The sequence below is a fragment of the Desulfosporosinus acididurans genome (assembly GCF_001029285.1).
Classification (GTDB): Bacteria; Bacillota; Desulfitobacteriia; order Desulfitobacteriales; family Desulfitobacteriaceae; genus Desulfosporosinus; species Desulfosporosinus acididurans.
The window spans coordinates 1-22,622 of the sequence record NZ_LDZY01000020.1 but is presented as its reverse complement, the minus strand read 5'-3'; the positions used below and the strand labels follow the sequence as shown (position 1 = coordinate 22,622).

Here is a 22,622-nt window from a genome sequence, read left to right as displayed (position 1 = left end):
GATATTTATTATGCAACGTTCCCCTAATTAGCTCCTTTTGAACTCGATTCAGGGATTTGAAAGCAATTATTCACAAAAAATGGTCCTCAATTACCACAATGAAGTTCTTTGATATTATCCATTAACTCTTCTTTACTCCCATTACATGCCGCAGAAAAATACTGTCCTTGATATTCCCAAGTAATCATTTTCATAGCCGAACCAAAATTAAGCTCGCGAAATACCCCTTTAACTTCACTTCCTGCAAACGTAAAATACATAACCTCACCAGATTCTTGAGCAGGACTGTTCGTTTGAGAAGTTTTTCCTTGGGTAAGTGTTAAATAGGCTATTGGTTCTCCTATCTTCTTGTAAAGGCTCACTACCGCTTCTTGCTTATCAGAAAAACGAACCCATTGGTGTTTGACGCTAAAATTTTTGGTTTGAAAACAATACATTGGACATGACAAACGCCGGCTTGCTTCTTCGAGAGAAATCTCTATGAACGGATGAATCTCTTCGCTCTCATCTTCATCAATCTTAACCCCTTCAGGAATCTCTAATTCAAAATAAGAGTCGGGAATACCCTGATTTAGTTTCAATTCTTTGACAAGTGTTCTGAGTATAAGCTTTCCTTCTGAATTATAACGTTCTGTTACTAAGAGCATCCAGGAAACCTTATCCAGCCATACATGAGTATTCATGTCCTTCATATTATCTACTTTTTCCATAAATTGAATGTGCAAGGCAGGACGGCCTTCAACATAATCCGTTCCTAATACTTTGCAATTCTTATCAGCGGCCAATTTCTTCAGAGCATCGAGATAATTTGGGCCCATTTGCTTACTTATCTCTTGATTAAACTTTAACCTTCTAGCTTTTTGACTCGATTTTGTCCAACATAACATTTCCTGCCCGCGAACGGTCGTGATCGTTTTATCAACCATTGGATTGGAAGACTCGATTCGAAGTTGTCCAGGTCGCTTAAACCAAACATGATAAGAAATCGTGCTAGGTCCTGTTTCTTTAAAATAAGTTTGTTCTTGCACCATCTCATAATCTTGGATCTGATCATTTAGTTTCCGAGCTTTCTCCGCAATCTCTTCGGAGGAAAAAGTAAGTCGTCCTGTTAGGGAATGAAGCAACGTTAAAAAGTTTTTATGCCTGGACAACTCCATCAACCACTCAGAATTATTTGACCATTGTTTTTCAAAATCCGCCCTCTCTTCCGAGGGCATTGTGCCTTCTAAATAGTCATAAAATTGTTCCATTGTCGGCCATTTTTTTTGTTCAGTACTCACGATCCAACTCCCCTTGTCATAGTTATTCTCCAAAGTGCAGCGGTTCTTGACCGTTTCCGCTCCTAACCAATCCCGAAGCTCCTTTCGCAAACGTTCTCTTGCCCGAAATAGCCGGGATTTAACCGTTCCCAATGGTAATCCATATTCTTTTGCCGTATCATTAAGAGATTTGCCCCACACATCTACCTCGATGAAAACTTGTTGTTGTTCAAAAGGTAACATCTGAAGAACACGAAAAAGTTCAACTTTCAACGTTACACGTTCATCAGGGGCAGCGCATTGATCAACTAGAAGCTCGGCATTTAGGCCTTCCGTTTCTTTCTGCCTCATTCTAAGGATTAAATACACTTCATTCATCAGTACTCTTCGAAACCATGCCTTGAAAGCTTCCGGTGTCTCTAATGTCGGGAGAAATTTAAAAACTTTAATCAGGGCATTCTGCAAAGCGTCTTCCGCGAGATCCTGATCACGAAGCAGCATCTTTGCTTGACTTAGAGCTGAGGGATAAACATTTCGCAGAAGAGACTCCCACGCTTCTTTATTGCCGCTTTGTACATCCCTAACAAATTCTGAGACCTGATCCAAAACCTTGTTTCTCTCCCTTCGTCCTGAGTTCATTCTTAAGATGCTTTTATCGTTTAAAAAGTTCCGTTCTTTTTAAAAAAAATAGTGATAAATATCTTCTCGATAATATCACCAAAACTATAATATGAAAATTAATGTCTTTCCAAAAACATATTAGGAAGCGTTTTGCAAACGTGTTAGAAGGACCGTCCCACTAACACAAAGAACGGTCCCAGCATCACGGAAAGCGTGTTGCTGGGACCGTCCCCCTGACACGGCAGATGTTACTCTGCCAGGCCGGTTCTGGCGTTAAACTGTTCAATAAGCTTGTCTAATTCGTGTCCCATCTGATGGAGTCGGCCCCAGTAATTATCATAATCGTACCATTGGGCGTTTAGTTCATCTAAATCATACATTTGTTGTTCAATCCAAGTGTAATACTTCAGATTGTGAATGCGTTTTTTGCTTTGATAGGTTAATTCCTCCATGCTGTCTGTTCTGACACCTAAGACATTGCGGTTATGGTCGATGGCAGCATGAATCAGGCTATATTCTTGACCTCTTTCTTCTTCCATCTCTTTTAAGCGGGATTGATACATTTCAGCCGAATCGGTAAGGACGGTCATAACAATATCGTCCTCTGTCAGCTCATAGTATTTAGCGAATTTAATTGCCGATAAAATATTAGCCGCTCCGGAAATTCCGACCCATGGAAGTTTTGCTATAACGTCATCAGCGACACCTTGCTCTTTCAAATAAGTTTGTCCTGCAGGTTCGCTAAAGAGCCGGAACATTCCCAAGCTATCATTGTCATCGATGGCAATCACCATATCGGTGTTCTTAACATTATGGATCCAAGGAATATGTTTGTCACCGATCCCTTCGATTCTATGATCACCGAATCCATTATTTAACAATGTTGGACATTGCAAAGCTTCCCCGACGGCTAATTTGGCTTTGGGATATTGGTCCTTCAAGTAATCACCGCAGCCCAAAGTACCTGCTGACCCGGAGGTTAAGCATACTCCGGCAAGTCTTCCCTTAGGACCGGCTTCGGCTTTGATAATCTCCTGCATAGCATTGCCGGTTACTTCATAGTGCCAAAGATGATTGCCTAATTCCCCAAATTGATTGAAAATCACGACGTTATCGCGGGTTCTTTTCAACTCCCAAGTTTTATCATAAATTTCCTTAACATTGCTTTCACAACCAGGAGTGGCAATAATTTCACCCGCCACTGTTTTCAGCCATTCAAAACGCTCTTTACTCATGTTCTCAGGTAAAATGGCAATCGATTTACAGCCCAGCAAGGCCGAATTATAAGCACCGCCGCGGCAATAATTGCCTGTTGAGGGCCAGACAGCCTCATGATATTTAGGATCAAATTGGCCGGTTACCAAGCGCGGGACTAAACAGGCAAAGCTTGCCCCAACCTTATGGGCACCTGTCGGAAAATACTTGCCTGCCATGGCAATAATTCTTGCTTTAACACCAGAAATAGCAGAGGGGATTTCAAGATAGTTCGGCAAAGAATTATAAAGCCCGCCTTCTTTAACCGGCTCATTTTTCCAGGAGATTCGAAAGAGGTTAATGGGATCAACATCCCATAAACCAGTCTTTTTCAATTTTTCTTTCACTTTCGCAGGAACTTTATTAGGATCTTTCATTTGAGCCAGCGTTGGAATCAAAATATTCCGCTCTTTAACACTCTGGGCTGTTTTTGCGAGCTGCTCTTCATTAATCGTTAAATCAATTAAGTTTTTCATTGTCTTTCCTCCTTTATGGTAACGCGTGAACTCGTTCAGCTAAAGCTGAACATCGGGGCTTCAGATACAATAATGTCCAGTGGACATTATTGCCGAGCCGCCTTTACCAATTGGAATACTTAGCGGCAAAGGAGGACTCTACCCCACCTGAAGTTAACGAAGGACCCACCCCCACTTATAGAAGTTGGGGCTTATAATTTTCCCATCAATTCGTCCAGGGACGGCTCCACTTTTATTGGTTCACCCACTGCAGCTATAGCATTTTTGACATCTTTAAGACCATTACCTGTAACTATGGCCACAACCTTTTCATCGGCCCCTATGACACCTTGTTTAACTAAGGCTTTAAGTCCTGCCATTCCAGTTACCCCTGCCGGTTCGCCGAAAATCCCGCTGGTTCTTCCCAGCTCTCGCATGGCTTCCAGGATTTCCTCATCGGGCACTGCGATCATCGTTCCCCCCGATTCGCACACAGCACGCAAAGCCTTGTCCGGATTACGCGGCACACCTACAGCGATACTGTCCGCTAACGTGTTTTCCTCCGCCGGCTGCCAAGGGCGATTTTCTAAGAAGGCATCGACAAGGGGGCAGCATCCCGTTGATTGAACCCCGACAATCTTGGGCAAGCGCTCGATCCAGCCGGCTTGATAGAGATCTTTAAAGCCCTTCCAAACTCCGGCAATCGTGCATCCATCACCGACAGAAAGCACAACCCAATCAGGAACCTCCCAGTGAAACTGCTCAGCAATTTCCAAAGCCACTGTTTTTTTGCCTTCCACAAGATAGGGATTTATGGCAGCATTGCGGTTATACCAGCCGAAACGCTCAATAGCTTCGGCAGATAATCTAAAGGTGTCCTCATAAGAGCCCTGAACACTGATAACCTTGGCCCCGAAAATTAACAATTGCGCCACTTTTCCCTGGGGAGCGCGGCTGGGCACAAAAATAACACTTTTCAGTCCCATGGCAGCTGCACTTCCGGCCAAAGATGAGGCGGCATTTCCCGTCGAAGAGCAGGAAACTGTTGGCGCCTTTTCCTCTACGGCTTTGACAACGGCAATAATCGAAGCGCGGTCCTTTAAAGACGCTGTAGGGTTTTGCCCGTCATCTTTAATGTACAAATTACTCATTCCCAACTGCTTGCCAAGTCCCGGCGGTTTATACAATGGACTCCAGCCTACTCTTAGATGGGGCCGGGGAGTTTCCGGATGGATTGGAAGAAACAGCAGATAACGAAAGATTGAGTAATCTTTCGATTGCGATAATTTTTCCCGTGACGTTATCTTGTTTATTGCTGAATAATCATAGATAACATCCATAATTCCAGCTTTCGAACCACAGGCCGGGCAAGTATATACTCCCGGTTCAGGGGCTAATTCTTTACCACATTGAATGCAGCGCAATCCCAATACATTTTCCATCTCAGTCACCTCAAATCCTATTCCAAATGGCTTGGGCCAATTCACGGGAACGAGCACAGATCGCTTCTTCATCAATATCAACAAGTACCCTGTCCAGCATTCGCACTCTGCCGTTAATCACCGTTGTTTCCACGTTATGACCGGAAACACCGAAAAGAAGATGTCCGCTCCAATTCGTCTCGTTCAAAGGCGTTGCGGGAATATAATCAACAACAATCACGTCTGCCCAGGCTCCTGGAGTGAGTTCGCCAAACGTTCCGCCAAATAAATCGGAAGCGATTAGGGGGTTATTGCCATATAACATTTGAGGAACTTCTGCCCAGGCCACACTGGGGTCTGCGGCAGCATGCTTTTGCAGGACATTTTCCACTTTTGCGCTTTCAAACATATCACAGGTATACCCATCTGTTCCCAAGCCGACTCTTACACCCCTATCCAACATTTTAAGAACCGGTGTTACACCAACTGCATTTCCCATGTTGGACTCAGGATTATGGACAACTTGAGTTTTTGAAGCTTTTAGGAGTTCTATTTCCCGATCATTGACATGAACACAATGTGCCGCTATAGATTTAGGCCCAAGGATTCCGAATTTCTCAAAACGCTCGACAACCCTCATCCCGTGATTCGTCAAGCAATCGTCAACATCTTCGATACCCTCGGCCACATGAACGTGAAATCCTGCTCCCAGTTTTTTCGCTTCATCACTGCACTGCTGCAACGTTTTGTCTGATAAGGTCAAAGAAGCGTGAAGCCCAAACAATCCGGCAGCCATGGCATCGGAAGTTCCTTGACAGGCTTTAATGAAGTCAGCATTCTCCTTAATTCCTTCTTGGGCGATAGACTCACCGTCGCGGTCCGAAACCTCATAGCAAAAAGCGGCACGTACCCCCATCTCTTTAGCGGCTTTAGCTAAGGTTGACAGGCTGCCTGTTACCGCATTTGGGCTGGCATGGTGATCAACAATCGTGGTTGTACCCGTTTTAATACACTCAATAAGCGGCGTCAGAGCGCTGTAGTAAACATCCTCCATCGTCAGCAATTTATCCAGTTTCCACCAAAGGCCTTCCAGAATATCGCGGAAATTGCGCGGTGGTTTGCTTTTAGCATCCATCCCCCGAGCGAATGTACTATAAAGATGCATATGAGTATTAATCAATCCCGGCATAATCAACTTTCCCCGAGCGTCAATAAACCGGGCTTCAGGAAAACGTGTCCGCAGCTCTTGAGAGGACCCAACTTCGATAATCTTGCTGTCCTGAATCAGCACTCCGCCTTGAGGAATAACCTGGTTGCTCTTGCCTAAGGTTAATACCATTCCATTCCCAATGATAAGCATTACTCAACTCATCCTCTCTTTAATAGTTCACTTAAGATATGATTAATTAGATTTATCTATCCTATCAGGAGATAAACGCTCTCCCATCAACCTGGTTAGCGAAATCGCCTGACTTGAACACATTGCCTGACATAGCCCGCAGCCAATACATCGCCTTATATCAACTTCCGGAAACCCCTCTGTCCAAAAAACAGCCTCATGGCCCCCGGTTCGGCAGACATCATAACAATCACCACACCGATTGCAACGGTCCGCCTTAATATGAGAAACTACTTGTATCCCTCTCGGAAGGTGAGAGTGTCCCACAAGATACGGCAGCGAACGCCCAATCACATCTGTTAGACTCTGAAAGGACTTTTCCTCCATCCACCCTTGCAACCCTTTGATTAATTCATCAATAATTCCGACGCCAAAGCGTAAAACAGCCGTACAGAGCTGTAAAGAACTTGCTCCCAGCAGAAGAAATTCTGCACCATCCTGCCAGGTAGTAATTCCACCGCTCGCTGCAATGTCGAGATTTAACTTCTGCGCAATTTCCGCAGTACATCTCAAGGCAATGGGCTTTAGGGCCGGTCCGGAAAGTCCTCCGTATGTAGAAAGCCCAGCAATATTTGGAGTGGGAATCAGGGTATCCAAATCTACTCCAGAAATGCTTTTCAGGGTATTTAAGGCACAAACGCCCTCTGCTCCGCTGCGTTCAACTGCCGCAGCAGTAGCAATAATATCCGAGTCTTGCGCCGATAACTTGACAACAACAGGAACCTTCCCCGCCGCTTCCTTAACCCAGCCTGCGATTTCTTCCGTGCTGGCCGGCTCTTGAATTTTCGCACCTAGTCCCCAATCAGCGCCATGGGGAAAAGAAATACTGCATTCCAATAAGTCTGCTCCCGCCGCCGCCATACGGTGAGCCAGCATTTGCCAGTCACCCTTATTGTTGGCGATAATGCTTGGTATCACAGCCTTAAACGGAAAACGTTTTTTTAAATAACGAATAGTTTGTTCAATCTGTTCAACGGAATGTTCTGAGATTAAATCAATATTCTGGAGGCCCATAAACCCTTTAAGATGTTCCACCTTCATGACTAAAGGAAAGACACGCCTGACTACGCTGGAGTCAATACTGACAGTCTTTAAAACAGCACCTGCCCAACCTGCTTCAAAGGCCTTAATTAACTGGTCGACTTGATCTGTACTTGGAGAAGGAGCCAAAACAAAGGGGTTTTCAAGTTGAAATCCGCAATAATCCACTGATAAATCAACTGACATTTTTTAATTCCCCTTTTAACACCCATTATTCGAAATCATTATAACGTGGGAAAGAAGCAGCTTCTTTCCCACGCAATGTCCTAAGCGTTCATTCCTGCATTATCGGCCAGTTCCTTTTGGGCCTCTTCGCCGCCTTTGCTGCCGTTAAACAGGGCATTGAGGATAACAGCCGCTATGGAACCCAGGGTAATACCACTGTGCAAAATAGTCTGACTCCAATCAGGGAATAACTTAAAGAAATTCGCGTCAACAACTGGAATGACACCCAAGCCTATACTAATGGCTACAATAAAAATGTTGTTGGGTCTTTTTTCGTAGTCAACTTTGGACAATGTTTTAATTCCATTGGCAGCAACAATACCAAACATAGCAATCCCAGCACCACCGAGTACAGCATTTGGCAGGGAAGCAATAATCGTTGCTAATTTAGGGAAGAAACCCATAACCACTAAAATTGCGCCTGAAGTAGCTACTACGAAACGACTTTTAACTCCAGTCAGGCCGACAAGACCAACGTTCTGGGCAAAAGCGGTGTAAGGGAAGGCATTTAAAATCCCGCCGAGAGCCGTAGCCAAACCGTCTGCCCGTAACCCAGCCGTTAATTCCTTCTCGCCAATTGGTTTATCAACCATTACACCAATTGCTAAGAAATCTCCCGTTGACTCGACCATAACCACTAACATAACAATGATCATAGCGATGATAGAGCCAAGATCAAACTTCGGCATCCCAAATGCAAACGGATAATCGATGCCTAGCCAAGCGGCCGAGGAAACTCCTGAAAAGTTCACAAGCCCTACAGGCATGGCGATAATAAGACCGATAATTAATCCCAGAAGGACTGAGATGTGCGCAACGAACCCCCGGAAAAACTTATTGATTAAAAGGATAGCGATAAGAACTATACTCGCAACCCCAATATACGTCATACTTCCATAATGAGGGTCTCCAGTGCCGCCGGCCGCCCAGGCAATACCTACAGGCAACAGGGAGATGCCAATAACTGTAATAACACTCCCTGTGACAATAGGCGGAAAAAATCGGATCAACTTACTAAAGAAAGGGGCTAAAAGAAAGGTACAGATACCGGCTATAATAATTGATCCGTAGATCGTCTCCATGCCTCCTGTTTTGGCCATAATAATCATCGGAGTCACAGCAGCGAAGGTCACACCTTGGATAACAGGAATTTTAATTCCAATTTTCCAAATTCCCAACGTTTGCAGCAAGGTGGCAATCCCACAAGTAAACAGATCTGCGTTAATCAGAAAAGCAGTTTGAGCTTTAGTTAACCCAGCGGCTCCGGCAATAATCAAGGGCACCGCTACCGCCCCGGCATACATCGCCAGTACATGCTGCAAGCCAAACACAAAGAGTTTAGCTGCTGGCATCATTTCGTCAACAGGCGCTACAGAATGTTGTGTGTTAGCCATTTTTTTCCTCCCAGTTGTTTTTTATATAAAGAGGTCCAACAAATCGTTCGACCCCTTTATATATGTCCCTAAAATTAAACTTTATACAGATAGGGATATTGCCGAATAACTGTCCAAATAAAGGCTGCAAGGGAGCTATCAATAGGAGCATCTGTACGCCCGGTTTGATCAAAAGCCACTTCCATGACTTCTCCCTTCAGGCGAAGTTTAACGATAGGCTCATCCCCATCTCTAAGGATTACAAAGCCAGTATTCAAGGAATCTGCAAATTCCTTTTCACTCCAATATAATGTCATCTTCACTTTATACGGCGCATCATCATAAGGACAGAAGGTCTCACAATTGCCGCATTCATTACACATGCCATCAACATGGAGAATTTGATTACGATTCGTCAGCCCTTCCCCCTCCAGCGGAATCATTAAATTAGCACGGTTCGGACATACCTCCGAACAAATATTGCAGATATAATTGCATTCCAGGCAGCGTCCTGTTTCTTCTTCTCCATCACAGACCGGCTGCAGAACTGCTTTTTTAGTCCGTACTTCAAGCAATTGTTTTTCCTTATCGAAGGAAATCCTGGAAGCGAATTCCTGACTGAATTCCAGATGTTCTTTGGAAAGGATCGCTTTAGCAATTTTCGTACCATGAGAAATTGCACCAACCACAGTCCAAGGACCAGCCAGGGCATCCCCACCGATAAAGACATTGTCGACATTCGTTTCCAATGTCTCTTCATTAACCTTGATTTTCCCCTTTGCTCCGACGTCAATCCCATTCGTCCTCAGGAGGTCATAATCAATCAGCTCGCCGATTGCCGACAAGACCGTGTCAACCGGAAGCTCTTCATAAATCCCTTCCCGCGGAACCGGGCTCCGTCGTCCGGAAGCATCGGCCGGCCCTAACTCTATAACTTGGCACTTAAGAACCCCGCCGCTTAAAGATACCGGAGCCAGAAGCTCCTTAAAGATCACGCCATCCTTTTGAGCATAGGCCAATTCCTCCTCGTCAGCAGGCATGTAATCTTTCGTTCGGCGATAAACGATGCAGACTTCTTCAACTCCCTGAACCCGAAGGGCTGCTCGCGCAGCGTCCATAGCCGAATTTCCGCCTCCGACCACGGCCACCCTCTTGCCTAGATTTAACCCTTGACGATCCGTATTAAAAGCTTCCAGGAAAGGAATAGCTCCGCGGATACGCTCCATATCGCCTTGGATCGCTAAAGCATTTGTTCTTCCTGCACCTATGGCTAAAACGACATAATTAAACCCTTGTGCCTTATAATCAGCCACCGAAACATTCGGGTTGACTCCAAATTTAAACTTAACCCCCATAGACTCAATAAGTTCGATATCCTTCTTAATCGCCTCTCTGGATATGCGAAAATCCGGAATAACAAATTCGACTGTTCCTCCAGCCTTTTCCCGCTTATCAAAGACGGTGACATCCATCCCTGCCTTGGCTAAAAAGTAAGCTGCCGAAAGTCCTGCCGGTCCCGCACCGATCACAGCAACACTGGCCTTTGACTGCGGTTGGCGTTGGGAAACCTTTTGCATATAATCAGCATAACCTTTTTCAGCTGCTACAAGTTTCTGGCCTCGAATGTGCACCGATTCATCGTAGTCCAGGCGAGTGCACTTCGTCATACAGGTGTGTGTACAAATCGTTCCTGTCGTAAAAGGCAGCGGATTTTTAGAGACAATAACGTCAAAGGCTTCCTCATAACGTTTTTCGCCGACCAGGCGCAAGTACTCAGGAACGTCTTGTTCGATAGGACATCCCTTTTCGCAGGGCGCAATAAAGCAATCTAAAAGCGGCAATTTGAGAGCAGTTTTCCTGCTTAGCATATCCCGAGACTCTTTGATGTGATTGGCATCATCAAAAGCACTTTCCGCTAAGGCTTTAAGCATCTTCATATCTAAGCGGCTTGATTCTTGATTATCCAAAAGCGGTTCCAGCCGTTCAGCTAATTGTTGGAACCGTTGGTAACCACCTGGTTTGAGCAGTGTTGTAGCTACAGTTATAGGACGAATCCCTGCAGCGAAGATACGTTCAATATTAAAAGCATCCGCACCGCCAGAGTAGGAAATTTTAAGCTCCCCATCAAACTCAGCCGCAAGTTTATAAGCCAAATTAATTGTTAAAGGATAGAGCGCGCGGCCGGACATATACATTTCTTCTCCTGGCAGCTCATCCCGAGTTATCCTCACCGGCAGAGTATTAGACAGCTTCACGCCGAAGTCTTTCTTATTATCCGCAGCAAAAGCTATCAGCCGCTTTAACATTTTTACGCCATCGCCAAATTGCAAATCATGAGTAAATGAAGCTTCTTTTAATTGAATATAGTCATACCCCATCTTGTCAAAGGTCTTGCGGACATACTCAAACCCTAATAATGTCGGATTCATTTTGACAAAGGTATGAAGCTTCTTTTCGCTAATCAGATATCGAATAATTGCCTCGATTTCGGTTGGCGGGCAGCCGTGCATCGTCGATAGAGTGATGGAGTTACATATCTGCGGAGAGATCTGGTCTACAAAGGTGCGGTCCACATGTTGAAAAAGCCCTAATTCTTCCCGCAAGACGTCTTGACATTCTTGAAAAATCTTCGTTTTTGCTGCATCTTTCAGGCCTTCAATAAACTCATCAACTTTAGGGGACTGAATGCCTTTTAAGTCATAGCCAACGCTCATATTGAACATAAAGCGCCGCTCAGATTGTTTAAAAAACTCTTTTTGAATAACATGCAGGATAAACCAAGCTTTCACATATTCTGCAAAAGCACCCATAATCGGAAGCTCTGTTGACCATTCTGTATTATAGCACTCGTCTTCAGCTGAAATACAAGGCTTGGCAATCTCCAACTCATCCATAATCTGAACCGATTTCAGCTCGAAGAAACGACTTCCGCTCATATAGGAAGCAATAATGTTTTGAGCCAATTGAGAGTGCGGTCCTGCTGCCGGTCCGACAGGAGTAGCGATGGCTTCCCCGAACAACTCCATATAACGATCGTTTGATTTTTTGAAGAATTTCTCTTCCGGAATACCAAATACCATCCCACTGTGCTGATATTCCTCCATAACCCAAAGAAGCAATTGTCGAAAAGGAATCAGAGCCATTTTATCGCTCATAATTATTGTCTCTCCTTAAGTTGTTCTTGTTGCTGCTTGTAATGAGGGCTGTCCACACAGGTACAAATATGTCCTTCCAAAGACTTCTCCGCTGCCTTAAGAATATTTTGGTACCCTGTACAGCGGCATAAATGCCCCGAAAGCTCCCGCTTAACTTCCTCACGAGTGTAGTCATTACCGCTTTCTGTCATAGCTGTAGTAGTTAGGATAAGCCCGGGCGTGCAAAAACCGCACTGAACAGCACCTTCCTCAACAAAGGCTTTCTGAACCTTGGAAAGTTCCCCGTTTTTAGCGGCTACCCCTTCGATGGTTGTGATCGCTTTACCATCCGCCCAAACGGCTAAATAAATGCAAGAGTCATAAGGAGTCCCATCAATTAAAACACTGCAGGCCCCGCATTCGCCAACACTGCACCCTTGTTTAGCGCCGGTATACCCCAGCTGATTCCGCAAAAGTTCCAGCAGAGACATTCGGACATCAACTTCCAAGGTATAAGATTTCCCATTAACCGTAAATGAAATCTTTTTAAACAAAATCTACACCTCCCGCCCTCACAATAGCCGTCTGTAAAGCCCTTTGCGTCAATTCCTCCACCAGATGTTCGCGATACTCTTTAGAAGCTCTCCAGGAAGTTCGGGCCTTGGTTGATTTGACAGCCAGTTTACCAATTTCCCCAATTGTTTCCAGGGAAATTTTCTTCCCACGGGCAAACTCTTCCGCTTCCACACAGCGCAAAGGTGTCGGCCCCGCAACTCCCAGCCCGATACGTATCTCACCGAAGTTGCCGGAATCTAACTTACAGAGAACAGCAACTCCAAGTGTGGCGATATCCATAGCCTCCCGCATAGCAAATTTAATATACTGTCCTCCAAACCCCTGATAATCCTCCGGATAGATCAGGATATCAGTCAGAACTTCTCCAGGCTTCAAGTCTACCTTGCCTGGTCCGAGATAGAATTCCTGAATGGGAATTACCCGTTCCCCTTGGAAGGTCTGCAATTTCAAGCGGGCATTGAGAGCAAACAAGGATGAGGCACTGTCGGCTGAGGTTGCTCCATTGCAGACATTCCCGCCGATGGTGGCAATATTCCTGATCTGCGGCCCCCCCATAGAGATCGCCGCTTCTGCAAGGATAGGAACATACTTATTAACGACTTGATCATTAAATACGTTAGTAAACGTTGCCATCGGACCAACAGCAATCGTTCCATTTTCCAATTTGCGAATATCTCTTAACTCTTGGATCTTGCGAATGCTCAACAACTCAGCGTCCTCTAACTGCCCGCCATGCATCTTAACAAGTACATCCGTACCGCCGGCAATAATTTTCAGCTTTGGATTCGCCCTAAGAAGTTCTGTTGCTTCGCGAACTGTTTCCGCCTCGTAGTATCCCCTAATGTCGTACATCATTTCACCGCCTTTATAATAATCCAGCTTTTTTAAAACTCTCAAAGACTCGTTGAGGATTCATCGGTATGCGATTGAAGGCAACGCCCGTGGCGTCTAAAACCGCATTACGAATAGCCGGAGCCGGGGAAATAACGGGAGGTTCTCCCAAAGCTTTTACGCCAAAGGGCCCGGTAGGATCGTCAATTTCCACAAAGGCAGCGCCAATCTCCGGCGTATCCATGATGGTGGGAAGTTTGTAGTCCAGCAGATTATTATTCAAAGGCCTCCCTGTCGCTTCATCAAAAAGCAATTGCTCAGACAAAGCATATCCTATGGCCATACTTACACCGCCATGGACCTGTCCCGCCGCCAGCTGGGGATTAACAATTTTACCCGAATCATGAACGTTGTAGATTTCCAAAACTTTTATCTTTCCTGTTTTAAGATCCACTTCCACCTCAGCAAAGGTTACACCAAAGGGTACGGCATTAATTCGGGCATTATTAGAAACATCGCTCGTTATCGGCTGGGCATTGACCCGATCATAAAAGGACTGCATCGCAACTTCCCAGAGAGGCAGGACAGGTTCTCCCGAATGTTTATAGACGATCATTTGGTCTTTAAGATCTAAACTATGCGCAGGTAGATCAGTAATTTTTTGCGCAAAGGCTAAGATTTTGCTCTTGACTTCTAAAGCAGCTTTTTCAACCGCCATCCCGCTGACATAGGTCTGACGCGAAGCGTAGGAACCCGTATCAAAGGGAGAAATATCTGTATCTTGTTGAGAAATTACATGGACCATAGACACCGGGAGTCCCAAAATTTCCGCTGCCATTTGTGCAAATACCGTATCACTTCCTTGGCCAATTTCCGTAGCACCAAGCTGAAGCTGAACTGAACCGTCCTGATTAAGGACAATGCGGGCAGCTGCTAGTTCCAAAGCGACAGGATAAGTTCCCGAAGCATAGCTGAAACAGGCCATTCCTACCCCACGGCGGATATCTCCCGTCTGATTTTGGTAACGTTCCTTCTTTTCATCCCAACGGATAAGCTCCTTACCTTTGTCAATACATTCGCGAATTCCGCAGGTGAGAACTTTATTTTTGCTGAAGGGTTCAACATAACCAACATCCACTAAGTTTTTCCGGCGCACTTCGATAGGATCAAGGTTAAGCCTTTTGGCAACATCTTCAATGTGAGACTCAAAGGCAAAAAAGATCTGCGGAGTTCCATAGCCGCGCATAGCACCGGCCACCGGCAGATTTGTATAAACCGTGACCGGTGAGTATTTCATGGCTTTTACAGGATAGAGATAACGGAACTTGCTTCCTCCGCTCCCAGCAATTGAACTTCCATGGGAGGCATAAGCTCCGGTATTGGAAATTGCTGAAATCTGAATAGCATGAATTGTTCCATCCTTATCGACACCAGTTTTAATCTTAAATTTAAAGGCATGACGTGTTCGAGTATCCACCATCCCTTCCTCGCGGGAAAGTTCCAATTTAACAGGCCGGCCACCGACGGCCAGGGTCAAAGCTGCATTCAAAGGCTCATAACAAACATCTTGCTTATTGCCAAAACCACCGCCAACATAAGGCTTGATCACTCTAACTTTTCCCCAAGGCAAACCCAGAGATTGTGCTACAATACGCCGTACAATCTGGGGAATTTGAGTCGAGGTAACAATCACAATTCGGCCATCCGCATCCACATAAGCATGGGACGTCTGAAGTTCGAGATGACAATGTTGAACGATACTCGTCTCATACTCTCCCTCAAAAACATAATCCGACTCTTGTAACGCAGCCTCCATGTCACCTCGTTCAAAGCCGCCTCCCGTAGAGAGAACGTTCCCCTCACTCTCCTCATGAATTCGAGGGGCACCTTCCCGCATAGCTGCTTCAGGGGTTGTTAACGCCTCAAGAACTTCATACTCCACGCGAATTAGTTTCAAAGCTTTAGCGGCAACAATTGCATCCTCAGCAACAACTGCCGCAATGGCATCTCCGACATAACGTGCTTTTTTAGCTAAAATAAATCGGTCCTCTTTATCCCGATGCCCCGGATCTAAAGAATAAGGATGTCCAGCAGTGGCAAACAAAGGCAAATCCACCTCTTGTTCATCATCTAAGACATCGTTCATGACACCAGGTAAGGCGGTGGAAAACTTGATGTGTGGTAAATCTTGATACGTTATTACCGCTTCAACACCTGGCAAAGATTTAGCCTCACTCACATCGATCGATTTAACAACGGCATGAGCATAAGGACTATGCAAGATTTTGGCGACTAACATATCCCGTTCCGAAAAATCATCCGTATATTTGGCCTTGCCGGTTACCTTAGCGACCGCATCAACTCTCCTGACGCTTTTTCCTACAACATCGTAAGCCAATTTTACCCCTCCATCCCTAAACATTTATTTTGAATCACAATCTTAACAAGTGAAGATAAGACATAGTATATTCTTTAACGACAAGTAAAATTAGCTACCCACATTCTTATCTAACCGTGCAAAAAACATGCCAGATAACAAAAATCTCTGAAAAATAGCATTTTTACAGAGTTTTTACGAAAAGGCAAAAAAGTATAATGAATTCACATTCTCAAATTGATAAAAATTAAACGTTAAACCTTTTGATTACGAGTCTTTAAAGACTTCTCAAAAATATAACTAATTATCATTTTGAGAAATTACACTAACAAAAAAGTTTCCGCTTTTCAGTATTCCCTGAAAGCATCATTTTACTTCAGTTATTCAATATTGTAACGCGCTAACTTGCGATATAAAGTTGCCAGGCCGATCCCTAAAGCTTTAGCTGCCTTTTCTTTCCCTCTAGCCCCTCCCTCTGTCATCTGGTAACAGCGAAGAATAGTTTCCCGTTCGATCCTCTCTAAATTAAATCGATCTTGATATTCTTCCTGCAATTCTTCTTGTTTCATTCTTACAGGCAAATGGTCTTCCGTTAATCTTGAATCCTCCGCTAGATTCATAGCATACTCGATAATGTTTTGTAGCTCGCGGACATTACCTGGAAAAGCATAGCCCTGAAGTCTCCGGCGAAAACCTTCCGATAGGTCATGAACATTCTTATTCAATTGCTGATTGTACACTTCGATAAAATGCTGAATCAAAATCGGCAGGTCTTCTTTCCTCTCCCGCAAAGGCTTGATATAAATAGGAATAACATTGATCCGATAATATAAATCCTCCCGGAATTCCCCTTTAGCCATCATTTCCTCCAAATTACGATGGGTAGCTGCTATAATTCTTACATCGACAGGACTTGCCGTGATACCGCCGATGCGCTCAATCTTTCGTTCTTGGAGAACCCGTAGAATCTTAGCCTGTAAATAAAGAGGCATATCCCCGATTTCATCCAGAAATACGGTTCCTTTATTGGCTAATTCGATTTTACCAATCTTCCCGCCTTTGCGGGCTCCGGTAAAGGCTCCATCTTCATAACCAAAAAGTTCACTTTCCAGTAAATTTTCAGGAATAGCTGTACAATTAATGGTCATGAACATGCCTTGGCGTCTCGGACTAAGATTGTGAATCGACCGAGCCAGTATCTCCTTCCCAGTACCACTCTCACCCAGAATTAAAACTGTAGACTTACTTGCAGCAATGACTCTAGCCTGTTCTCGAATTTGACACATGCACTCGCTCTCTCCCAAGATATCTTCGATTGAATAGCCGACCTCCCGGGAACTCAGGCGATGAACAATACGACTGATTTCGTCGAAAGGCCGAAGAATCACGGCAAGACTTTTAACCCCACCTTCGCCTTCCATAGGCAATGCCCGCAAAAGCATATGCTGCTGATTTTTCTTAGACTCAATATATACTTCTCGCTCAACAACATCTTCCGCACTTTTTCCAACCGTTAGAATTTCCGCAACGATCTGCAGAGGAAAGAGAGAGTCTAAACGACTGCTGGGATGAAGCAGATTTGCACTAAAAAGGCCTTGTGCTGCCTGGTTAAAATGAAGAATCGTTCCGTCAAGATCTGTTGTCAGCAGGCCCTCATCCAAACAATCGATAATCGAATTCAAATAATGGTTTGCCGAAACGAGTCCCGCCAAGAATTCCTGTTCTTTAAGTTTTAAGGCAATCGTCTCAGCCATTTTCGTTAGAAAAATGAGATATGAATGTTGATTCTCAGCAATTAATTTGGCCTGCACTTCCGTAAAACAGATCATTCCAATAGCGCCCACTGCCTTACCATCAACATTGATTGGCGATACCACCTCATACTTCTCTGAACAATTGCCTCGAGCCTTACAAGGACCACATAGAGGATGGATACCCGGGGTTTCAATGACAAACTGATGACCGGTGCGAAGAACTTCACGATACACATACCCTTGTCGGTCCATAGACTGCCCGACTCCTTTATGATAGCGGCCCGTTCCGGCAATACGAATTAACGTTTTATCGGCTATTTCGATATCAATTTTCACAACAGTCGCGATTGCTTCAGCGATCTGCTGAGCATAATCTTTTACATCGATCAGTTCAACCATCTGATTAACCCCCATTAGCTTCTTCGAATCGAAACAGTAAACTCATTCAGCTAAAGCTGAACATTGGGACTTCGCTGACGAAAGTGTCCTGAGGACACTTTCCCAAAAGCGCCTGGCCCATAACAAATGCTATCGCACTAAAGGATGGACTCTCCTACAGAAGCAAGGTATAGAAAAACTGCTTCCGCTTCTAGAAGTGGAAGTTTCACGATTGGATAAGTCGATTGCTCATTCAATCTCAGACAATAATATGCTTGTAAATCAAGAAACCCAGAATAGCTGTATTAAAAATCACAAATACAGGAGCAGCAACGAGAAATTTGGGATGAGAGGTTTTATGGTGAAAATACTTCATACCAGCGAACAGTCCTACTCCGCCAAATACCCCCATCCAGAGCAACGTTGCTTCCGAAATTCTCCATTGTCCCATTTTTGCCTTTTTCTTATCTCTTCCCATGGTGATAAAAACACAACAATTCCAGAGAATATAAATCAAAATGACATATTTAATAGGAAGCAATTTTCGCTCTCCCCTTTCACTGAGATCTTGATGTCTAACAACTTTCTAGACGCCGCTCCAACGTTCAAATAAAGTATGATCTACTCCAAATTGATCCAACACTCGTCCAACCACATGATTCACTAAATCCTGTATCTCCTGAGGATGATGATAAAAGCCCGGTGAAGCAGGCATAATTGTTGCTCCAGCTCTTGCCAGCCGCAGCATATTTTCTAAATGAATAATGTTGTAGGGCATTTCACGCGGCACAACCACTAGAGGCCGGCGTTCCTTTAACGTTACCTGGGCCGCACGTGCTAAGAGATGATCTCCTGTACCGGTTGCCATTAAACCTAAAGTATTCATAGAACAGGGAATAACAACCATCCCATGAGTTCGAAAAGAGCCACTTGCCAGAGAGGAAAACAAATTCGTATTTTCATGGATATGAACATTATCAGGAAAGCTCTGGCGATCAGCCCCCGTCTCAAAGGTCAACACCTTTTCGCCCGTTGACGTCATAACCAACTCAACCTGCCATTCCATTAACGCCAGAACCTTAATCAGGGTTAGTGCATAGATTGAACCACTTGCTCCGGTTACACCCACAATTATCCGTTTAGTCATGATGCCCTCCTATTGTCTAATCCTCTAGATAAATCGATGCCAGGTCCTATTGCGGCTCTCTAATCCTCTATCATCGAAATCTTATCTTTGCGTATAAGACGAATTCCCCCGAAAATGATGACTGCTCCTACAATCTGCAAAAGATGAATCCTTTCTTTAAGGATCATAGCGGCCGTGATGACAGCAACAGCGGGGACAGCATACATATAAGCCATCACCCGATTTACTCCAATCCTGCTTATAGCATAATACCAAACCACCAGGCCATAAGCTGTGACGAGGAGCGTTGAAAACAACACCGAACCCCAGGCAGATAAGGGGATTGTTGACCATGATAACTCGGTAACACCTTTCAGACCAACAAGCAGAAGAAAGACGGTCCCAAAGAGAGAGGAAAAAGTAATCGTTTTCAAGGCAGAATACTTACTTAGCATGCGTTTGGCAAGTACAGGATATAACCCCCAGATACAAGAAGACAACAAAGCAATAAGATCGCCTCGCAATACTTCCCAGCCAAGGGCTATTTTATTTGTTCCAAATAATAAAACGAAAACCACTCCCACTATTGATAAGGCACTCCCTCTTCGCCCTTGTGAACCCAAACGTTCTTGTCCCGCCAGCCAAGCAAATATAGCCGTAAAAACGGGAGAGACCGCTAACATCAAGGAAGCATTTGTTGCAGTAGCATATTTTACAGCAGCCATAAACAACGTTTGGTAGACCGTAACTCCCACTAAGCCAATTAGAGCTAAACTCCAGCAATCCTTTAATTCAACTCGTATATTTTTTTCCAGAGCATACAAAAGCAAAAGAAGGATAGGTGATGCTCCTACAAAGCGGAGCACAGTAAATGACAGCGGATCAAATCCAGCCATTCCCCATTTACCAACAACATAGTTTGCTCCCCATACTAAAACAACTCCCCAGATCACCCACTCTGGAAAATCTCCCGTTGACCGATTCCTCATAAGAAACTCTCTCTTCCCTCTCTATACTAAAGACCCCTGGCATAATTGGTTATGATGCCAGGGTCTGCTTTTTCCTAGAAAACTAGGTACAACGTTTTGTAATAAGTTTTATAAAGTTAATTCATAATAAGTTTTGAAACATTAATAACTAATTCTTTAAGCTATAATTGTACCATAGAAAATCAGAACGCGAAATATTGAAGTTTCATTATACAGAATACAGAAACATTAGGTTAACATTTATGAACACTACTAAAAATTATTCACAAAATAGGTTGACAAGATGAATGTCATCCCCTATAATAATCAATGTTACGCGGTCGTGGCGGAACTGGCAGACGCGCTAGATTCAGGTTCTAGTGCTCGCAAGGGCATGGAGGTTCAAGTCCTCTCGACCGCACCAATACTGGATTCTAGGGTAAATTGAGAAAATCAATTTACCTTTTTTGTTTTTCATGGTATGAACTTGATTCGGTAATCTGTACCGCACTAGATTTTCATACCATGCACCTATTAAACGAAAAATCTAGCAGGGAACAACTAAAAAGCAGGAGGTTTTTTATGGCTAGAAAAACTGCAGTTGTTACCCCTGTCAAACGGAAATCAAGAAAGATAAAATCCCCTACTGATTACTCAATTCAATTTGATGATTACTTAATTCTAGGTAGGAGAGGGTGGCCTTAAGATCATTAAGTAACGTTTCTTTGGTTACTTTGAAGTCCTTTAAATAGGTCAAATTGATCTCCTCAAGACAGGACTCAATTTTCAGGAACATCTTGGCCTCATTTTTATTAACGACTTTCTTCCAGACAAATGTATAACGGTTAGCATTCGCTTCGATTTGTCCCATCGACAAAGAGGTTCTTAAGCTCAACCTCACCAAGCTTGTGTAAATACTTTACCATTTGGAAGAAGATGTCTTCTATTGATTCTTTCAGACAGTCCTTTCGAAATCGTGCAATGGTGCTGTGGTCTGGCGCCTTGCATCCTTCTAATAACCACATGAAGTTAATGTCTCTTTTACAGGCGACTTCAATCTTTCGGCTTGAGTAAAGGTTGCTTATATAGGCATAGGTTAGTACTTTGAAAAGGATTTTAGATTCGACTACAGGTTTTCTTCCAGTGGAAGAGTAGGCCTGATACAACGCTTCGTAATTTAATCCCTCCAAAATGTGGCTTAGTAGTCGAATGGAGTCATCCTCAAGTATTAACACGTCAAAATTAAATGGCAAAACTACTTGATAGTGTCCGCCTAATTCGTTATAATTCTTTGAGTGTAATTTGGTTTTGAGCATAACTTAAGTTATACGCTAGCTGCGAGTTCTTTGGGACCCGCAGTTTTTTATTTTTAGTAAGAAAAAGGGCCGTTGCTTGCGAACTATTTTAGTTCGTTTTGCAACGGCCCCATCGCAGCTACTAATTTCTCTGTCCCCACAATATTTATGGCCCTTTTTAAATTATAATCAAGAAAACTAAGCCCCAGCTCGCCTGTGGCTTTTTCTATGCCCTTGCATAGAAGATATTTGGCTCCGTGGTACCATTTAACCGTCCCAAAGAGATGCTCATTATTCACCTTCCTCTATAATCTGGAAATTCGCCTATATGTATTTAAAATAGGTTCTCAGCATATCTAGAATAACCTTTGATTTCCCCTTAAAAATCAGCGTATATTCTGCGACGAAAAAGTATCCGCATTGTTCACAGAGTCTTGGAACATCAATACATCTACCGCAAACACTTAACTTTCCATTGTCCATGACCACGCACTGGCGACAAGGTGTTGGAAACGTAGAACTCACCTCCATGAAATTAATACTATAATTATAAAGCAAAAAGGTATAACTTCCTCAATATTATGAGGTGTTATATCTTTTTGCTATAATGGGATTCTTCAGTGGCCTCCACTTTAACTGGAGTAGTTTTTTGCCTATATTACTCCTTAAACAAACGATTAAATAATTTAAAACTTAAGAAAATAACTCCTCATGAAGACAATGCCCTCAGATAGAATAGGTATGATACTAGTTTAGTTTACTTATTTCGTATATATAGACGTCCGTCCCCTTAATTCCATTTATTTTCAGATAACTTGCCTTCGGATCACTCGAAATTTCTGCGGTATAATCGTTTTTGGCCCCCGGCTTTATTGTCAAGTAATTACTGGAGGAGATTGGAGAAAATTCACTGTCCAGATATTCTAGCTGGAGCTTATGGTTTGCCACTTCATTACTACCAATCGTGTATTTTACCTGACTCCCCTTCGTCAAACCAAGATCAGACAGCTTGTAAATAATATAACCGCCGTCAAAGATATTTGCCGAGGTCGTATCATTCTTATCATAGGCTTCCTTTAAATTACTCGCCCCGCTGGACATTTCTACATTACTTGCTGACGGGGTCGTTGTCGCC

Annotated in this window: 15 protein-coding genes, 1 tRNA gene and 1 pseudogene; 1 reads left to right on the top strand and 16 read right to left on the bottom strand. The window is 43.8% G+C overall.

The genetic code is table 11. The features are described 5' to 3' along the window. Positions 1–86: 86 nt before the first annotated feature. The 14 genes from DEAC_RS20255 to DEAC_RS20190 form a co-directional block, all read right to left on the bottom strand. Positions 87–1,898, bottom strand: a complete 1,812-nt coding sequence (locus DEAC_RS20255; RefSeq protein WP_083996373.1) for a sigma-70 family RNA polymerase sigma factor — start codon at positions 1,896–1,898, stop codon at positions 87–89. A gap of 230 nt (positions 1,899–2,128) precedes the next feature. Continuing rightward, positions 2,129–3,610 (bottom strand): pyridoxal-phosphate dependent enzyme, encoded by a 1,482-nt coding sequence (locus tag DEAC_RS20250; protein WP_047811914.1) that lies wholly within the window; start codon positions 3,608–3,610, stop codon positions 2,129–2,131. A gap of 191 nt (positions 3,611–3,801) precedes the next feature. Continuing rightward, complete coding sequence (thrC, locus tag DEAC_RS20245) at positions 3,802–5,031, bottom strand: threonine synthase (protein ID WP_047811913.1); 1,230 nt, start codon at positions 5,029–5,031, stop codon at positions 3,802–3,804. 10 nt (positions 5,032–5,041) lie between these two features. Further along, a complete protein-coding gene (gene ssnA / locus DEAC_RS20240; RefSeq protein ID WP_047811912.1) occupies positions 5,042–6,370 on the bottom strand; it encodes a putative aminohydrolase SsnA in 1,329 nt (442 codons plus the stop codon). 42 nt (positions 6,371–6,412) lie between these two features. Next, positions 6,413–7,636 (bottom strand): NAD-dependent dihydropyrimidine dehydrogenase subunit PreA, encoded by a 1,224-nt coding sequence (gene preA / locus DEAC_RS20235; protein WP_047811911.1) that lies wholly within the window; start codon positions 7,634–7,636, stop codon positions 6,413–6,415. Between the two features lie 80 nt (positions 7,637–7,716). Then, complete coding sequence (locus tag DEAC_RS20230; RefSeq protein ID WP_047811910.1) at positions 7,717–9,069, bottom strand: nucleobase:cation symporter-2 family protein; 1,353 nt, start codon at positions 9,067–9,069, stop codon at positions 7,717–7,719. A 74-nt stretch (positions 9,070–9,143) separates the two neighbouring features. Next, positions 9,144–12,203, bottom strand: coding sequence for a putative selenate reductase subunit YgfK (ygfK, locus tag DEAC_RS20225; protein WP_047811909.1), 3,060 nt, complete (start codon positions 12,201–12,203; stop codon positions 9,144–9,146). A 2-nt stretch (positions 12,204–12,205) separates the two neighbouring features. Continuing rightward, a complete protein-coding gene (gene xdhC / locus DEAC_RS20220; RefSeq protein ID WP_047811908.1) occupies positions 12,206–12,736 on the bottom strand; it encodes a xanthine dehydrogenase subunit XdhC in 531 nt (176 codons plus the stop codon). Continuing rightward, positions 12,729–13,610, bottom strand: coding sequence for a xanthine dehydrogenase FAD-binding subunit XdhB (gene xdhB, locus DEAC_RS20215; protein ID WP_047811946.1), 882 nt, complete (start codon positions 13,608–13,610; stop codon positions 12,729–12,731). The genes xdhC and xdhB overlap by 8 nt, the downstream gene beginning before the upstream one ends. A gap of 13 nt (positions 13,611–13,623) precedes the next feature. Continuing rightward, positions 13,624–15,987 carry a xanthine dehydrogenase molybdenum-binding subunit XdhA gene (gene xdhA / locus DEAC_RS20210; RefSeq protein WP_152671455.1) on the bottom strand — a complete coding sequence of 788 codons (2,364 nt, stop codon included), beginning with the start codon at positions 15,985–15,987 and terminating at the stop codon, positions 13,624–13,626. Positions 15,988–16,346: 359 nt separating this feature from the next. Next, complete coding sequence (locus tag DEAC_RS20205) at positions 16,347–18,119, bottom strand: sigma-54 interaction domain-containing protein (RefSeq protein WP_047811906.1); 1,773 nt, start codon at positions 18,117–18,119, stop codon at positions 16,347–16,349. Between the two features lie 238 nt (positions 18,120–18,357). Beyond that, complete coding sequence (locus DEAC_RS20200; protein WP_053006544.1) at positions 18,358–18,639, bottom strand: DUF1294 domain-containing protein; 282 nt, start codon at positions 18,637–18,639, stop codon at positions 18,358–18,360. 45 nt (positions 18,640–18,684) lie between these two features. Beyond that, entirely contained in the window at positions 18,685–19,245 is a 561-nt protein-coding gene (locus tag DEAC_RS20195; RefSeq protein ID WP_047811905.1) for a UbiX family flavin prenyltransferase, read from the bottom strand. Positions 19,246–19,304: 59 nt separating this feature from the next. Then, positions 19,305–20,213 (bottom strand): DMT family transporter, encoded by a 909-nt coding sequence (locus tag DEAC_RS20190; protein WP_047811904.1) that lies wholly within the window; start codon positions 20,211–20,213, stop codon positions 19,305–19,307. Positions 20,214–20,529: 316 nt separating this feature from the next. On the opposite strand from DEAC_RS20190, the gene DEAC_RS20185 reads away from it, so the two are divergent. Beyond that, positions 20,530–20,616, top strand: a tRNA-Leu gene (locus DEAC_RS20185). Between the two features lie 255 nt (positions 20,617–20,871). Here DEAC_RS20185 and DEAC_RS20180 read toward each other — a convergent pair. Then, positions 20,872–21,508, bottom strand: a pseudogene (locus tag DEAC_RS20180) (transposase); the annotation flags it as partial. Between the two features lie 726 nt (positions 21,509–22,234). Continuing rightward, positions 22,235–22,622: hypothetical protein (locus DEAC_RS23695; protein ID WP_047811902.1), on the bottom strand; the 388-nt coding region annotated here is incomplete at its 5' end.

Coding starts and splice junctions, on each gene's coding strand:
- ssnA (WP_047811912.1), bottom strand. CDS start 6,370: ATGCTTATCATTGGGAATGGAATGGTATTAACCTTAGGCAAGAGCAAC.
- DEAC_RS20195 (WP_047811905.1), bottom strand. CDS start 19,245: ATGACTAAACGGATAATTGTGGGTGTAACCGGAGCAAGTGGTTCAATC.
- DEAC_RS20255 (WP_083996373.1), bottom strand. CDS start 1,898: ATGAACTCAGGACGAAGGGAGAGAAACAAGGTTTTGGATCAGGTCTCA.
- xdhB (WP_047811946.1), bottom strand. CDS start 13,610: ATGTACGACATTAGGGGATACTACGAGGCGGAAACAGTTCGCGAAGCA.
- ygfK (WP_047811909.1), bottom strand. CDS start 12,203: ATGAGCGATAAAATGGCTCTGATTCCTTTTCGACAATTGCTTCTTTGG.
- DEAC_RS20230 (WP_047811910.1), bottom strand. CDS start 9,069: ATGGCTAACACACAACATTCTGTAGCGCCTGTTGACGAAATGATGCCA.
- preA (WP_047811911.1), bottom strand. CDS start 7,636: ATGTCAGTTGATTTATCAGTGGATTATTGCGGATTTCAACTTGAAAAC.
- DEAC_RS20250 (WP_047811914.1), bottom strand. CDS start 3,610: ATGAAAAACTTAATTGATTTAACGATTAATGAAGAGCAGCTCGCAAAA.
- DEAC_RS20190 (WP_047811904.1), bottom strand. CDS start 20,213: ATGAGGAATCGGTCAACGGGAGATTTTCCAGAGTGGGTGATCTGGGGA.
- thrC (WP_047811913.1), bottom strand. CDS start 5,031: ATGGAAAATGTATTGGGATTGCGCTGCATTCAATGTGGTAAAGAATTA.
- DEAC_RS20205 (WP_047811906.1), bottom strand. CDS start 18,119: ATGGTTGAACTGATCGATGTAAAAGATTATGCTCAGCAGATCGCTGAA.